Annotated in this window: 13 protein-coding genes; 4 read left to right on the forward strand and 9 right to left on the reverse strand. The window is 68.6% G+C overall.

All coding sequences use genetic code 11. The features are described 5' to 3' along the window. Nucleotides 1–50 precede the first annotated feature (50 nt). Together ACWHMB_RS12725 and ACWHMB_RS12730 are read left to right on the forward strand one after the other, a co-directional pair. Nucleotides 51–656 carry a DNA-3-methyladenine glycosylase I gene (locus tag ACWHMB_RS12725; protein ID WP_377478687.1) on the forward strand — a complete coding sequence of 202 codons (606 nt, stop codon included), beginning with the start codon at nt 51–53 and terminating at the stop codon, nt 654–656. A gap of 125 nt (nt 657–781) precedes the next feature. Beyond that, entirely contained in the window at nt 782–2,503 is a 1,722-nt protein-coding gene (locus ACWHMB_RS12730; protein WP_377478689.1) for a lysophospholipid acyltransferase family protein, read from the forward strand. Here ACWHMB_RS12730 and ACWHMB_RS12735 read toward each other — a convergent pair. Beyond that, the gene (locus tag ACWHMB_RS12735) at nt 2,497–3,516 is read right to left on the reverse strand and encodes an asparaginase (protein ID WP_377478691.1); all 1,020 of its coding nucleotides are present in this window, start codon (nt 3,514–3,516) and stop codon (nt 2,497–2,499) included. The two genes, ACWHMB_RS12730 and ACWHMB_RS12735, sit on opposite strands and share 7 nt — an antisense overlap. 99 nt (nt 3,517–3,615) lie before the next feature. On the opposite strand from ACWHMB_RS12735, the gene ACWHMB_RS12740 reads away from it, so the two are divergent. Further along, complete coding sequence (locus ACWHMB_RS12740; RefSeq protein ID WP_377478693.1) at nt 3,616–4,236, forward strand: hypothetical protein; 621 nt, start codon at nt 3,616–3,618, stop codon at nt 4,234–4,236. A 33-nt stretch (nt 4,237–4,269) separates the two neighbouring features. Here ACWHMB_RS12740 and pncA read toward each other — a convergent pair whose 3' ends face one another. The 8 genes from pncA to scpA all read right to left on the reverse strand — a co-directional run bounded on the left by pncA (nt 4,270) and on the right by scpA (nt 13,699). Next, nucleotides 4,270–4,887, reverse strand: a complete 618-nt coding sequence (gene pncA / locus ACWHMB_RS12745) for a bifunctional nicotinamidase/pyrazinamidase (protein WP_377478695.1) — start codon at nt 4,885–4,887, stop codon at nt 4,270–4,272. Nucleotides 4,888–4,891: 4 nt separating this feature from the next. Beyond that, complete coding sequence (locus ACWHMB_RS12750) at nt 4,892–5,896, reverse strand: serine hydrolase domain-containing protein (RefSeq protein WP_377478697.1); 1,005 nt, start codon at nt 5,894–5,896, stop codon at nt 4,892–4,894. Nucleotides 5,897–6,099: 203 nt separating this feature from the next. Beyond that, nucleotides 6,100–8,160 carry an acetyl-CoA carboxylase biotin carboxylase subunit gene (locus tag ACWHMB_RS12755; RefSeq protein ID WP_377478699.1) on the reverse strand — a complete coding sequence of 687 codons (2,061 nt, stop codon included), beginning with the start codon at nt 8,158–8,160 and terminating at the stop codon, nt 6,100–6,102. A gap of 66 nt (nt 8,161–8,226) precedes the next feature. Continuing rightward, the gene (locus ACWHMB_RS12760; protein WP_377478701.1) at nt 8,227–9,759 is read right to left on the reverse strand and encodes an acyl-CoA carboxylase subunit beta; all 1,533 of its coding nucleotides are present in this window, start codon (nt 9,757–9,759) and stop codon (nt 8,227–8,229) included. A gap of 26 nt (nt 9,760–9,785) precedes the next feature. Next, a complete protein-coding gene (gene meaB / locus ACWHMB_RS12765; protein WP_377478703.1) occupies nt 9,786–10,802 on the reverse strand; it encodes a methylmalonyl Co-A mutase-associated GTPase MeaB in 1,017 nt (338 codons plus the stop codon). A gap of 10 nt (nt 10,803–10,812) precedes the next feature. Further along, on the reverse strand, nt 10,813–11,232 hold the full coding sequence (locus tag ACWHMB_RS12770) for a type II toxin-antitoxin system VapC family toxin (RefSeq protein WP_377478705.1): 420 nt from the start codon (nt 11,230–11,232) through the stop codon (nt 10,813–10,815). Next, nucleotides 11,213–11,503, reverse strand: coding sequence for a hypothetical protein (locus ACWHMB_RS12775; RefSeq protein WP_377478707.1), 291 nt, complete (start codon nt 11,501–11,503; stop codon nt 11,213–11,215). Before ACWHMB_RS12775 ends, ACWHMB_RS12770 begins: the two co-directional genes overlap by 20 nt. 39 nt (nt 11,504–11,542) lie before the next feature. Continuing rightward, the gene (gene scpA, locus ACWHMB_RS12780) at nt 11,543–13,699 is read right to left on the reverse strand and encodes a methylmalonyl-CoA mutase (RefSeq protein ID WP_377478709.1); all 2,157 of its coding nucleotides are present in this window, start codon (nt 13,697–13,699) and stop codon (nt 11,543–11,545) included. Between the two features lie 132 nt (nt 13,700–13,831). Between scpA and ACWHMB_RS12785 the strand changes: the two genes are divergently transcribed. Continuing rightward, the gene (locus ACWHMB_RS12785; RefSeq protein ID WP_293220112.1) at nt 13,832–14,473 is read left to right on the forward strand and encodes a GntR family transcriptional regulator; all 642 of its coding nucleotides are present in this window, start codon (nt 13,832–13,834) and stop codon (nt 14,471–14,473) included. The last annotated feature ends 31 nt before the right edge of the window (nt 14,474–14,504 follow it).

The raw sequence follows: 14,504 nt of genomic DNA on the forward strand, positions 1-14,504 counted from the left end.
CGTCCATAAAGCGCAGGCAGCTATATTTTCGATAGTTTCAAGGAGGATGCATGAGCACCGCTCTCGCCCCCGACGGCCGCCTGCGCTGCAGCTGGTGTCTGGCCACACCGCAGTACCTGGCCTATCACGACGACGAGTGGGGCTTTCCCGTCATCGAGGACCGGCGGCTGTTCGAGAAGCTGTGCCTGGAGGGTTTTCAGGCCGGCCTGAGCTGGCGCACCATCCTCGAAAAGCGCGAGAACTTTCGCCACGCCTTCGCCGGCTTCGACATCGAGGTGCTGGCCGCTTGGGGCGCGCCCGAAGTCGAGCGCCTGCTGCAGGACGCCGGCATCGTGCGCCACCGCGGCAAGATCGAGAGCGTGCTGAACAACGCGCGCCGCGCGCAAGAACTGGTGCGCGACGAAGGCTCGCTGGCCGCCTGGATCTGGCGCCACGAACCCGCGGCCGCCGAGCAGGCCGCGCACCAGGGCGTCACCACCTCGCCCACCTCGATCCAGTTGTCGAAAGCGCTGAAGAAGCGCGGCTTCAGCTTTGTCGGCCCCACCACGGTGCATGCCTTCCTGCAGTCCATGGGCCTGATCAACGACCACGCCGAGAACTGCGTGGTGCGCGGCCAGGTCGATGCGGCGCGGGCCGCGCTGCGGCGACCCGGCTGAGACCGCCCGCAGGCCGCCGTCGCGGACTTGCCATGACAGTGTCACCGGCCTGTCATGGCGCGGCGGCACCATGGACGCCGTGCCGGAAGGAGCCGCCCGCCGGCCACCACTGCCGGGAGCGCCCCATGATCTCCGTCGACCAGATCGTCGATCGGCACCTGCCGCGACTGCAGCACCACCCCTGGCTGAGCATGGGCGTGCGCGGCCTGTTGCGCCGCCTGCTGCACGAGTCGAGTTTCCACCGCTTTGCCCAGACCTATCCGCACCTGGCGGGCTTTCCGTTTGTCGAGCAGGTGCTGGAGCATTTCGACTTCAGCTGCGCGGTGCGCGACAACGAGCGCGAGCGCATTCCGGCGCGCGGGCGCGTCGTCATCATCGCCAACCATCCCATCGGATCACTGGACGGGCTGGCGCTGCTGAACCTGGTGGGCGGCATCCGCGGCGACGTGAAGATCGTCGCCAACGGCCTGCTGGCGGCACTGGCGCCGCTGCAGCGCCTGCTGTTGCCGGTCACGATGCTGGGCGGGCGCAGCGCGGCCGGACAGCTCAAGGCCATCCTGGAGCACCTGCGCGGCGAGGGAGCGGTCATCATCTTTCCGGCGGGCGAGGTGTCGCGCCTACGGCCCAACGGGGTGCGCGACCGGCGCTGGAACAGTGGCTTCCTGCGACTGGCAGCGCAAACGCAGTCGCCCATCGTGCCGGTGCACATCGACGGGCGCAATTCGGCGCTGTTCTATGGCGCGTCGATGTGCTGCAAGCCGCTGGCCTCACTGCTGCTGGTGCAGGAAATGTTCGGCCAGCACCGCAAGAGCATCGCGCTGCGCATCGGCCATCCGATTCCCCACGGCAGCCACGCCGCCATGCCCCTGCCGGATGCCGCCAAGGCCAAGCTGTTCTGCAAGCATCTGTACCGCATGGCGCAGGACCGGCCGGGCCTGCTGCGCACCGAGACCGCCGTGGCGCACCCGGTCGATCGCAGCGCGCTGGCCTTGGCCGTGGCCGCGTGCGAGCCGTTGGGAGAAACGCCGGACGGCAAGCGCATCCACCTGTTTCGCGGTGGGCTGGACTCGCCCATTCTGCGCGAGGTGGGGCGCCTGCGCGAACTGGCCTTTCGCGCCGTGGGCGAAGGCAGCGGCCAGCGCCGCGATCTGGACCGCTACGACCTGCACTACGACCACCTGATCCTGTGGGAGCCGCGCGAGCTGGAAATCGTCGGCGCCTACCGCATGGTGCGCACGGCGCCGGTGCTGCGCGAGATGGGTGCCGAGGGCCTGTACACGCACAGCCTGTTTCGCTTCGGCGAGGGCATGGGCACCTGCCTGGAGCACGGCTTGGAGCTGGGTCGCTCCTTCGTGCAGCCGCGCTACTGGGGACGCCGCTCGCTGGACTACCTGTGGTTCGGCATCGGCGCCTACGTGCGCCGCTACCCCGAATGCCGCTACCTGTTCGGCCCGGTCTCGCTGTCGCGCGACATGCCCCAGGCCGCGCGCGACCTGCTGGTGCACCACTACCGCAGCCACTACGGCGCGCCGGGCGTGGCCGAGGCCCGCCGCCCCTTCGTGCCCGGCACCGACCTGGACGCGACGGCGCCCGCCAGCGGCGACAGCGCGGCCGACTTCGTGCGGCTGAAGCTGCTGCTGGCCCACATGGGTTGCAGCGTGCCCACGCTGTACAAGCAGTACGCCGAGGTGGCCGAGCCCGGCGGCGTGCGCTTTCTGGACTTCGGCGTGGACCCGGACTTCGGCCACTGCGTGGACGGCCTGGTGCTGGTCGACGTGCAGCGCATCAAGACCCACAAGCGCGAGCGCTACATCGAGGCGGCCAGCGCGCCGCCGGCCGATCAGTAACGCAGGAACACCCGCTGCACCGCCGTCGGATCGCCGCCGCGCGTGAGCGCCAGCGCGGCCAGCAGGCGCGCGCGCGGCGGGTTCTGGTCGTCGCTCACCACCCAGCCCAGCGCGTCGTCGTCGATGCTGGCGCCGCGCACCACCGGCCCCGCGCCGGTGCGCGAGCAGCGCACCAGCAGCACGCCGCGCGCGCGCAGCTCGGCCAGCGGCGCCTTCAGGTACTCGGGCACGGTGCCGCCGCCAAAGCCCGCGTGCACGATGGCGCGTGCGCCCAAGGCCGCCCAGCTGTCGTAGATCTCGGCGCGCATGTTGCCGTGGCTGGTCACCACGCCGACCAGCGGCAGCGCGTCGATGCGGTCGATGTCGAACTCGCTGGCCGCGCCGTGCGGGCGCTCCACGCGCCGGTACCAGCGCGGCGCGCCCTCCACCACCAGGCCCAGCGCGCCGTGCTGCGAGGCAAAGGCGTCCAGCCGCAGGCTGTGCACCTTGGCCACATCGCGCCCGCTGTGGATCTCTTCGTTCATCACCATCAGCACGCCGCGCCCGGCGCTGCTGGCGTGCGCCGCCACGGCCACCGCCTGGCGCAGGTTGGCCGGGCCGTCGGCCGCCAGCGCGGTGCCGGGGCGCATGGCGCCGGTCAGCACGATGGGCTTGTCGGTGGGCACCGTCAGGTGCAGGAAGTAGGCCGTCTCCTCCATGGTGTCGGTGCCGTGGGTGACGACCACCGCGTCCACGTCGTCCTGCCGGCACAGCGCCGCCACGCGCCGCGCCAGCTGCAGCAGGTGCTGGTCGGTGAAGTCGGCCGAGTCGATCTGGAACAGTTGCTCGGCCTGCAACTGCGCAAGTGCGCCCAGGCCCGGCACGCCGGCCATCAAGTCCTGCGCCGTCACCACGGCGGACTGGTAGGCGGCCGAGCCGGCGCCGACGCCCGCATGGGCGGCGCCTGAGCCGGCGATGGTGCCGCCGGTCGCCAGCAGCACGACACGAGGCAAGGATGGGTGGCGGTTTGGCATGGGCCGCATTGTCCCTCACGCCCGGCGCAGACAGGCCGCCGAAGCGTCAAAATCCGCCTCGGGCAACTCTCGATGCACGGCAAGCCCGTGACCTGGACGATGAGTGGAAAACCGCGTGGCTGTCTGACCCGGCTCGTTCTGGGCCTGCTGGTGCTCGCGCTGGTCGCCGGCGCGGGCCTGATCGGCCTGGTGTGGATCACCGACCCCTGGATCTACCGGGTGGGCGGCAAGCAGCGGCTGCTGCCCATCTGGTCGGGCACCGGCGTGGCGGACGGGCCTGCGGGCCGCTATCAAGTCTATGTCTCGTTCTACCCGGCGCACTACGGGCATGCCAGTCTTCCGGGTGTCAGCGTCAAGGGCACCGGCGTGATCTGCGCGCCCGACGGCACGCGCTACCCGGCGCAGGTGCGCGGCGGCGCGCGCGGGCGCATCTGGAGCCAGATGGACGGCCACGCGTTCTGGCTGGAGGTGTATGACCGCCCGGTCCTGTGGCAAACCAGCAGCCGCCACGACTGGCGGCCGAGCCTGCGCTTCGACGGCACGTGGTCGGGGCCCGAGCTGCGCATGAGCGATGACGGCAGCCTGCGCAATGCCTTTCGGGCCGACGGCTCGCTCAACCCGCGGCCGGCCGGCACACCCGACAAAAAATCGGCCGTGCCCATCACCTTCGTGGAAACCGGCCGGTGGCTGGCGCCCGACTGCCCGCCGCCGCAGCGTTGAAGCGGGCGCCCATCGTCAGCGGCGCAAGAAGCGTCAAATCTGCGCCGAGTCGACGCGCCGCACGCCCGCTGCCGCCATGTCGGCCCAGGCCTGCGCCAGCGAGCCGTTCAGGTCGATGGCGCGGCAGGCGTCCTCGATCACCGTGACCTCGAATCCGGCCGCGCGCGCGTCCAGTGCGCTCCAGGCCACGCAGTAGTCGGTGGCCAGGCCGCACAGCCACAGCCGCGTGATGCCGCGTGCCTGCAGCCAGGCCGCCAGCCCCGTGGTGGTGCGGCGGTCGGCCTCGACGAAGGCCGAGTAGCTGTCGATGTCCCTTTGGTACCCCTTGCGCACGATGAGCTGTGCGTGGTCCACACGCAAGCCCTCGTGCAGCGCCGCGTCGCGCGTGCCCTGCACGCAGTGCACCGGCCACAGCACCTGCTCGCCATAGGGCAAGCTGATGGTCTCGAACGGCTGGCGCCCCGGGTGGTTGGCGGCAAAGGACACGTGATCGCGCGGGTGCCAGTCCTGCGTCAGCACCACGTTGGCAAAGCGGGGGGCTACGCGGTTGACGACGGGCACGATGGCGTGGCCGCCCGCCACCGGCAGGCCGCCGCCGGGCATGAAGCCGTATTGCGCGTCGACGATGAGCAGGGCGGTGGAGTTGTTCATGCCGCTATTGTCCCGCGCGCGGCAGGCGTCGCACGGCGGGCACGATGTCGCGGCGGATCAGCGTGCGACCCTGGCCGCGCGCGGCGCTCTCGGGCGTGCGGCGCGAGGTGACGGCCACCACCAGTTGCAGCGCGGGCTCGACGTGAATCCACTGCCCGCCGTAACCGCTGGCCATCAGGCTGCCGGCGCCCAGCCACCACAGGTAGCCATAGGCCGCGCCCAAGGGCGGGCCGCCGGCGTTGTGCCGCTGCCCCAGCGCCCGCATGTAGGCGCGCGGCACCAGCGCGCGGCCCTGCCACTGGCCCTCGGCCAGCACCAGCTCGCCCAGCCGCGCCATGGCCGGCGTGGCGAGCGACAGGCCGATGGCTCCCAGCGCATGGCCTTGCGCGCCGCGACGCCAGTCGAAGCGCTCGATGCCCAGCGGCTGAAACAGGCGCCGGCGCGCGTAGTCCGCCAGCGGCTCGCCCACCGCCTGGGCCAGGGCCAGCGCCAGCAGGTTGGCGGCGCCGTTGTCGTAGGCAAAGCGCGCGCCGGGCTCGGCCACGAAGGGGCGGCGCGCCAGCCAGCGCAGGTCGTCGTCGCGGTCGCGCCGCGCCGTCTCGTCGGGCGGCCAGCCGGCGGTCATCGTCAGCAGGTGCGCAAAGCGCAGGCGCTGCACGCGTGCATCCAGGCCCAGGCGCAGCAGGGCGGGCAGGCGCAGCGCCACCAGCTCGTCCGGCCCGCGCACGTGGCCGTCGGCCATGGCCTGGCCGAACAGCAGGGCCAGCACGCTCTTGGTGACGGACTGCACGTCCTGCAGCGTGTCGACGCCGATGCCGCTGCGGTAGTAATCGAAGGCCAGCCGGCCCCGGTGCCGCACGATCAGGCTTTGCACGTCGCTCAGCTGGGCGTCGATGCGCGCCGCCAGGCCGGCAAAGGCGCGCCGGTGGCGCGCGGCGAGCGCCGGGTCGGCGGCGGGTGGCGTGACAACCGCGCCGGCGCGCTGGGCCCAGCTTGGCGCTGCGCCCAAGCCGCCGAGTGCGAGGGCGGCGGTGCCCAGATGGCGGCGGCGCAGGCTTGGCGCGGTCCGGTGATGCAGGCTTGCCGATTCGGTGTCATTTGGGCCATCAGTCCAGATGGAATCAGCGCAAGCAGATTCGATTTTCATAGCATCGACCGCTGTCTGCCGACATCCATGCCGGGGGCGCATGGCCAAGCCCGCCACGCGGCGCGCTATTCAAACTCGACGATCGCCTGATCCACCGCCAGGCTGTCGCCCTGCCGGGCCTTGACCTCCTTGACCACGCCGTCGGCACTGGCGAACAGCACGTTCTCCATCTTCATGGCCTCGATCACGGCCACGCGCTCGCCGGCCTTGACCTCCTGCCCCGGCTGCACGGCCACCTGCACCAGCAGGCCGGGCATGGGCGAGAGCACGAACTTGCTCATGTCGGGCGGCGCCTTGTAGGGCATCAGCCGGTGCAGCTCGGCCGTGCGCGGCTGCATCACCAGGGCGTCGAGCTGGGTGCCGTTGTGGATCACGCGGATGACCAGCGGGTTGCGCGCGCGGCCGCGCTCCAGCTGCGCGGTGAAAGCGTGTCCGTTGCACAGGCCCTCGACGCGCGCGTCGCCCAGGTGGTGCTTGATCTGCAGGTCGTAGGCGCGGTCGCCGCCCGGCGCATGCACGGTGACGCGCGCGCCGGGGCCGACGGCGCCCTCCTCCAGCGTGACGTTGGCGTAGTGGTTGTCGCCCGCGTGGCCCAGCGTGCAGACCACGAAGTCGCGCCGCGGCGGGCGCTGCTTGCCTTCCCAGAACTGGCCCTGCAGGCTGCGCGCGCGGTTGCGATAGAACTTGTGCAGACAGGCCGCCAGGGCCACCAGAAAGCTCGGGTCGGCATGCGGCACGTCGGCGGCCGAAAAGCCGTGCGCGTACTGCTCGGCAATGAAGCCGGTGTTGAAGTCGCCGGCCTGGAACTTGGGATGCGCCAGCAGCGCGGCCTGGAACGGGATGTTGCTTTGCACGCCGCGAATGACGAAGCCGTTGAGCGCCTCGCGCATGCGCGCGATGGCGTCCGCGCGGTCGCGCCCGTGCACGATCAGCTTGGCGATCATCGAGTCGTAGTACATCGGGATTTCGCCGCCGTCGACCACGCCGGTGTCCACGCGCACGCCCAGCGCCGTGGTGGCCTGCCCCTGCTGCAAGTCCTGCGCCGGCGGCACGAAGCGCACCAGGCGGCCGGTGGACGGCAGAAAGTTGCGAAACGGGTCCTCGGCGTTGATGCGGCACTCGATGGCCCAGCCCTCGCGCTTGACGTCCGCCTGCGTGAAGGCCAGCTTCTCACCCGCCGCCACGCGGATCATCTGTTCGACCAGATCAAGACCCGTGATCAACTCCGTCACCGGGTGCTCCACCTGCAAGCGGGTGTTCATTTCCAAAAAGTAGAAATCCTGGTCCTTGCCGACCACGAACTCCACCGTGCCCGCGCTCTGGTAGCCCACCGCCTTGGCCAGTTGCACCGCCTGCTCGCCCATGGCCTGGCGCGTGGCGTCGCTGATGAAGGGGGAAGGCGCCTCCTCGATCACCTTCTGGTGGCGCCGCTGGATGGAGCATTCGCGCTCGTTCAGGTACACCACGTTGCCAAAAGCGTCGCCCAGCACCTGGATCTCGATGTGGCGCGGCTGCTCGACGAACTTCTCGATGAACACGCGGTCGTCGCCGAAGGCGCTCAGTGCCTCGTGCTTGCACGAGGCAAAGCCCTCGAACGCCTCCTGGTCGTTGAAGGCCACGCGCAGGCCCTTGCCGCCGCCGCCCGCGCTGGCCTTGATCATCACCGGGTAGCCGATGCCCTTGGCGATTTCCACCGCGTGTTCGGGGCTGTCGATGGCCGCGTTGTGGCCCGGGATGGTGCTGACCCTGGCCTCGCCCGCCAGCTTCTTGGAGGCGATCTTGTCGCCCATGGCCGCGATGGCGCCGTGCTTGGGGCCGATGAAGACGATGCCCTGCTCTTCGACCTTTTTGGCGAAGCCGGCGTTCTCGGACAGGAAGCCGTAGCCCGGGTGCACGGCTTCGGCGCCCGTGGCCTTGCAGATCTCGATGATCTTGTCGGCCAGCAGGTACGACTCGCGCGAAGGCGGCGGGCCCAGGCGCACGGCCTCGTCGGCCAGCTGGACGAAGCGCGCGTTCTTGTCGGCGTCGGAATACACCGCGACGGTGGCGATGCCCATGCGCTTGGCGGTGGTGATGACCCTACACGCAATCTCGCCCCGGTTCGCAATCAGGATTTTGGTGAACATGATGCTGTCGTTTTGAATGTTTTAGGGCTCCGGCGCTTATCCATCAAGCGCCGGCAGCTATGAAAATCAGAGTGGGATGTTGCCGTGCTTGCGCCACGGGTTGTCCAGCTTCTTGTCTTTCAGCATGGCCAGGCTGCGGCAGATGCGCTTGCGCGTTTCGTGCGGTTGAATCACGTCGTCGATGTAGCCGCGGCTGCCGGCGACGAAGGGGTTGGCGAAGCGCGCCTTGTACTCGGCCTCGCGCGCGGCCAGCTTTTCAGGGTCTTTCTTCTCTTCGCGGAAGATGATTTCGACCGCGCCCTTGGCGCCCATCACGGCGATTTCGGCATTGGGCCAGGCCAGGTTGACGTCGCCGCGCAGGTGCTTGGAGCTCATCACGTCGTAGGCGCCGCCGTAGGCCTTGCGCGTGATGACGGTGATCTTGGGCACCGTGCATTCGGCGTAGGCGTAGAGCAGCTTGGCGCCGTGCTTGATGATGCCGCCGTATTCCTGGCTGGTGCCGGGCATGAAGCCGGGCACGTCGACAAAGGTCAGGATGGGGATGTTGAAGGCGTCGCAAAAGCGCACGAAGCGCGCCGCCTTGATGCTGCTCTTGATGTCCAGGCAGCCGGCCAGCACCAGCGGCTGGTTGGCGACGATGCCGACCACGTGGCCGTCCATGCGCGCAAAGCCGATGACGATGTTGGCCGCGTAGTCGGGCTGCAGCTCGAAGAACTCGGCGTCGTCCACCGTCTTGACGATGGCTTCCTTGATGTCGTAGGGCAGGTTGGGGTTCTCGGGCACCAGGCTGTCCAGGCTCAGGTCGGCGCGGTCGACCGCGTCGTGCGTGGGGCGGTGCGGCGCCTTCTCGCGGTTGCTGGCGGGGATGTAGTTGAACAGGCGCCGCAGCATCAGGAGTGCCTCGACGTCGTTCTCGAACGCCAGGTCGGCCACGCCGCTCCTGGTGGTGTGGGTGAGCGCACCGCCCAGCTCCTCGGCCGTCACGCTTTCGTGCGTCACGGTCTTGACCACCTCGGGGCCGGTGACGAACATGTAGCTGCTGCCCTTGACCATGAAGATGAAGTCGGTCATGGCGGGCGAATACACCGCGCCGCCCGCGCAGGGGCCCATGATCATGCTGATCTGCGGCACCACGCCCGATGCCATCACGTTGCGCTGGAACACCTCGGCGTAGCCGCCCAGGCTGGCCACGCCCTCCTGGATGCGCGCGCCGCCCGAGTCGTTCAGGCCGATCACCGGCGCACCGACCTTCATGGCCTGGTCCATCACCTTGCAGATCTTCTCGGCATGCGCCTCGCTCAAGGCGCCGCCGAACACCGTGAAGTCCTGGCTGAACACGAACACCAGGCGGCCGTTGATGGTGCCGTAGCCGGTGACGACGCCGTCGCCCGGGATGTGCGTCTGGTCCATGCCGAAGTCCGCGCAGCGGTGCTCCACGAACATGTCCCACTCCTCGAACGAGCCGACATCCAGCAGCACCTCGATGCGCTCGCGCGCGCTGAGCTTGCCCTTGGCGTGCTGCGCATCGATGCGCTTTTGTCCACCGCCCAGACGGGCCGCGGCGCGTTTGCTTTCCAGTTGTTCAAGGATGGTGTTCATCTTGGCTCTTTACAAAAAAAAGTCATTCACATGGCGGTGGCGGCAAAGCCGGCCGCGGCCAGCAACTGGCGCGCGGCGGTGGATGGCGGCAGCAGCCCCCGCGTCACCTGCTCAGTCACGGCGGCCAGGCTGGCGCGCACGGCGGGGTGCTGGTGAAACGCGGCCTTCAGGCCCGAGTCGATCAGCGCGCCCATCCAGGCGCGCGCCTGCTGCTGGCGGCGTGCGGCCAGCTTGCCGTTGGCGGTCTGCAGGTCGCGAAAACGCGTGACGCAGCTCCAGAATTCGTCCAGCCCTTCGCCCTTCAGCCCGCTGATGCGAATGACGTCGGGATGCCACTGCTGCGCATCGTGGCGCATGTGCTCGGGGTTGCCCTGCTGGCCCAGCAGGCGCAGGGCCGACTTGATCTGCGCCTGCGCGCGGATGGCGGCGGCGGGCTCGATGTCGGCCTTGTTGATGACCACCAGGTCGGCCAGTTCCATCACGCCCTTCTTGATGGCCTGCAGGTCGTCGCCCGCGTTGGGCAGCTGCAGCAGCACGAACATGTCGGTCATGCCGCTCACGGCCGTCTCGCTCTGGCCCACGCCCACGGTCTCGACCAGCACCACGTCGTAGCCGGCGGCCTCGCACACCAGCATGGCCTCGCGCGTCTTCTCGGCCACGCCGCCCAGCGTGCCGCTGCTGGGGCTGGGGCGGATGTAGGCCTGCTCCAACGACGACAGGCGTTCCATGCGCGTCTTGTCGCCCAGAATCGACCCGCCCGAGACGGTCGATGAAGGGTCGATGGCCAGCACCGCCACGCGGTGGCCGCGCTCGATCAGGTACACGCCCAGCGTCTCGATGAAGGTGCTCTTGCCCACGCCCGGCACGCCGCTGATGCCCAAGCGCAGCGAGCGGCCGGTGTGCGGCAGCAGGGCCGTCAGCAGCTCGTCGGCCTGCGCGCGGTGGTCGGCGCGGGTCGATTCGAGCAGGGTGATGGCCTTGGCGATGGCGCGGCGCTGGGCGGATCCGGTCGTCGCGGTGATGGCCTGCACAGTAGGGTTCATCGGTGGCCGCTCACAAAATGTCGAACGCCCGTCCATCGGGCAGACGGTAGCGAGAAAAATCGCGGTGATCCACCGTCATCACGGCGGTCACACCAGTCTCGTTCGCCAGCCAGACCAGGGACGCATCGGCCAGATCCATCTCGGTGCGCGGGGGTTCGGTGTAGCGCTCCATCAAATCGGCAAAGTCGGTCAGATTTTCCTGCGCAAAAGGGAACACACTCACGGCCCCCAGGGCGATCCAGCGCAACAGCTGCAACCGATGATCGGGGCGCAGCAAATGGCTGGCCTCCACCACGCAAGGCCATGTGGTGCTCACATGCCAATGCTCGTCGGCAGCCTGGCGCAGCAGGGCTTGGTAGCGTCCGGAATGTGGCTCGTGCGCACCAAAAAGCGCCACCATGGCGCCGGAATCAAGCAGGGCCGAGGCCATGTTTGCGGCGCAGCTTGCTGGTGATGAAGGCCCTCGTGGCGTCTGGGTCTGACAAATCCCCCTGGAATCCGGACTCAGCAGCAAACGGCGGCTGGGCTTCCTGTGCAGCCGCTTCGGCCTTGACTTGAAGCAGCAGGTCATAGGGGTTCTTGCGCCCCAGTGCGCGCTCGACGGCATCGGTGATGAACTGCGACTTGGTCACGCCCTTGCGTTGCGCGGCCAGCTCCAGCTCCTTCTCAAGCAAGGGATCCATGCGGACGGAAACAGCCATAACGCCTCCTGAATGAATACTGTATTACTGTATCACAAATCAGCACTTGGCTTTCTTGATCTGCTCCAGCACATCCTTGGCGCTGGCCGGAATCGGCGTGCCGGGCCCGTAGATGCCTTTCACGCCCGCCTCGTACAGAAACCCGTAGTCCTGCCGCGGCACCACGCCGCCGACGAAGACCACGATGTCGTCGGCGCCCTGCTTCTTCAATTCGGCCAGGATGGCCGGCACCAGGGTCTTGTGGCCAGCGGCCAAGGTGCTGACGCCGACCGCGTGCACGTCGTTTTCGATCGCCTGGCGCGCGCATTCCTCGGGGGTCTGAAACAGGCTGCCGATGTCCACGTCGAAGCCCAGGTCGGCAAAGGCGGTGGCCACCACCTTGGCACCGCGGTCGTGGCCGTCCTGGCCCAGTTTGGCGATCATCACGCGCGGACGGCGGCCCTCGGCCTCGGCAAAGGCGTCGATCTCGTGCTTGAGCTTGTCCCAGCCTTCGGCCCCCTGGTAGGCGGCGGCATACACGCCGCTGACCTTTTGCGTGTCGGCGCGGTGGCGCCCGAAGACCTTTTCCATGGCGTCGCTCACTTCGCCCACGGTGGCGCGGGCACGGATGGCATCGATGGCGGCGGCCAGCAGGTTGCCCTGGCCGCTGTTCGCTACGTTTGTGATAGCTTCCAGCGCTTGCTGCACCTGGGCTGCATCGCGTTTTTTCTTGATATTCTTCAGGCGCGCGATCTGCGACTCGCGCACCTTCACGTTGTCGACTTCCAGGATGTCGATGGCGTCCTCGTGCGCCAGCTTGTATTTGTTGACGCCCACGATCACGTCCTGGCCCGAGTCGATGCGTGCCTGCTTCTCGGCGGCGGCGGCTTCGATCTTGAGCTTGGCCCAGCCGCTGTCCACCGCCTTGGTCATGCCGCCCATGGCGTCCACCTCCTCGATGATGGCCCAGGCCGCGTCCGCCATCTCCTGCGTCAGCTTTTCCATCAGGTAGCTGCCGGCCCAGGGGTCGACCACGCTGGTGATGTGCGTCTCCTCCTGGATGATGAGCTGCGTGTTGCGCGCGATGCGGGCGCTGAATTCGGTCGGCAGCGCGATCGCTTCGTCGAAGCTGTTGGTGTGCAGACTTTGCGTGCCGCCGAACACCGCCGCCATGGCCTCGATGGTGGTGCGCACGATGTTGTTGTAGGGGTCCTGCTCGGTCAGGCTCCAGCCGCTGGTCTGGCTGTGCGTGCGCAGCATCAGGCTCTTGGGGTTCTTGGCACCGAAGCCCTTCATGATGCGGCACCACAGCAGGCGCGCCGCGCGCATCTTGGCCACTTCCAGGTAGAAGTTCATGCCCACCGCCCAGAAGAAGGACAGGCGCCCGGCGAAGGCATCGACATCCATGCCCTTGGCCAGCGCGGTCTTGACGTACTCCTTGCCGTCGGCCAGCGTGAAGGCCAGTTCGAGCGCCTGCGTCGCGCCCGCCTCCTGCATGTGGTAGCCGCTGATGCTGATCGAGTTGAACTTGGGCATGTGCGCCGCCGTGTACTCGATGATGTCGCCGATGATCTTCATCGACGGTTCGGGCGGGTAGATGTAGGTGTTGCGGACCATGAACTCCTTGAGGATGTCGTTCTGGATCGTGCCCGCCAGTTTGTCTTGCGACACGCCCTGCTCCTCGGCCGCGACGATGTAGCCGGCCAGCACCGGCAGCACGGCGCCGTTCATGGTCATGCTGACGCTCACCTTGTCGAGCGGAATGCCGTCGAACAGGATTTTCATGTCCTCCACGCTGTCGATGGCCACGCCCGCCTTGCCCACGTCGCCCGTCACGCGCGGGTGGTCGCTGTCGTAGCCGCGGTGCGTGGCCAGGTCGAACGCCACGCTGACGCCCTGCCCGCCGGCGGCCAGCGCCTTGCGGTAGAAGGCGTTGCTCTCCTCGGCGGTCGAGAAGCCCGCGTACTGGCGGATCGTCCACGGCCGCACCGCGTACATGGTGGCCTGCGGGCCGCGCACGAAGGGCTCGAAGCCGGGCAGCGTGTTCGCATACGGCAGGCCCTGCACGTCGGCGGCGGTGTACAGCGGCTTGACCGTGATGCCGTCGGGGGTGTGCCAGTTCAGGGCCTGCACATCGCCGCCGGGGGCGGACTTTTGCGCCGCCTGCTGCCAGTCGGCCAGGGTGGAGGGTTTGAAGGCGGGGGCGTCGTGGCTCATGGTGGTCTCGGCAAGCGTCAGGCGACGTGCGCGGCCCGCGACGGGCTGCCTCACGGTCGCACTCGAAGTTTTCATAATTATTAATTCAAAATGCAGTTTTGCGCCTAGAATCGAAAAATATTTTTGACACCCTTGTCCGCCGTGACCGCCACCCTCGCCCCCCGCGCCCTCTACGAAGAGGTGGCCGAGCGCCTGCGCCAGCGCATCTACGCGCGCCAGCTGGCGCCGGGTGAATGGATCGACGAGCTGAAGATCGCGGACGAGTTGGGCATCAGCCGCACGCCGCTGCGCGAGGCGCTGAAGGTGCTGGCCAGCGAAGGCCTGATCACCATGAAGCTGCGGCGCGGCGCCTACGTGACCGAGGCCTCGCCCAAGGACCTGGCCGACGTCTATCACCTGCTGTCGCTGCTGGAGGCCGACGCCGCCCGCGCCGTGGCGCGGCACGCCAGCGACGCCGCGCTGGCCGAGCTGGGCGCCCTGCACCAGGAGCTGGAAGCCGCCATCGACGACACGGCGCGCTTTTTCGCCCTCAACGAGGCCTTTCACCTGCGCCTGCTGGAGCTGGCCGACAACCGTTGGCGCCTGCAGGTGGTGCAGGATTTGCGCAAGGTGATGAAGCTGCACCGCCAGCACTCGCTGCAAAAATCGGGGCGCCCCAGGCAGGCGCTGCTGGAGCACCGCACCCTGATGGCCGCGCTGGCCGCACGCGACGGCGAGCGCGCCGCACGCTGCATGCGCCAGCACTTCGAGGGCGGCCTGGAAGCGGCCAGCTGATGGACACACCCCGTCTGCGACGAACTATATT

Source organism: Ottowia pentelensis (genome assembly GCF_964341695.1).

What these genes read in the sequence shown, in the direction of transcription:
- ACWHMB_RS12775 (WP_377478707.1), bottom strand. Translation starts at nt 11,503, where the DNA reads ATGGCTGTTTCCGTCCGCATGGATCCCTTGCTTGAGAAGGAGCTGGAG.
- ACWHMB_RS12740 (WP_377478693.1), top strand. Translation starts at nt 3,616, where the DNA reads ATGAGTGGAAAACCGCGTGGCTGTCTGACCCGGCTCGTTCTGGGCCTG.
- ACWHMB_RS12760 (WP_377478701.1), bottom strand. Translation starts at nt 9,759, where the DNA reads ATGAACACCATCCTTGAACAACTGGAAAGCAAACGCGCCGCGGCCCGT.
- ACWHMB_RS12770 (WP_377478705.1), bottom strand. Translation starts at nt 11,232, where the DNA reads ATGGCCTCGGCCCTGCTTGATTCCGGCGCCATGGTGGCGCTTTTTGGT.
- scpA (WP_377478709.1), bottom strand. Translation starts at nt 13,699, where the DNA reads ATGAGCCACGACGCCCCCGCCTTCAAACCCTCCACCCTGGCCGACTGG.
- meaB (WP_377478703.1), bottom strand. Translation starts at nt 10,802, where the DNA reads ATGAACCCTACTGTGCAGGCCATCACCGCGACGACCGGATCCGCCCAG.
- ACWHMB_RS12730 (WP_377478689.1), top strand. Translation starts at nt 782, where the DNA reads ATGATCTCCGTCGACCAGATCGTCGATCGGCACCTGCCGCGACTGCAG.
- ACWHMB_RS12725 (WP_377478687.1), top strand. Translation starts at nt 51, where the DNA reads ATGAGCACCGCTCTCGCCCCCGACGGCCGCCTGCGCTGCAGCTGGTGT.
- ACWHMB_RS12755 (WP_377478699.1), bottom strand. Translation starts at nt 8,160, where the DNA reads ATGTTCACCAAAATCCTGATTGCGAACCGGGGCGAGATTGCGTGTAGG.
- pncA (WP_377478695.1), bottom strand. Translation starts at nt 4,887, where the DNA reads ATGAACAACTCCACCGCCCTGCTCATCGTCGACGCGCAATACGGCTTC.
- ACWHMB_RS12735 (WP_377478691.1), bottom strand. Translation starts at nt 3,516, where the DNA reads ATGCCAAACCGCCACCCATCCTTGCCTCGTGTCGTGCTGCTGGCGACC.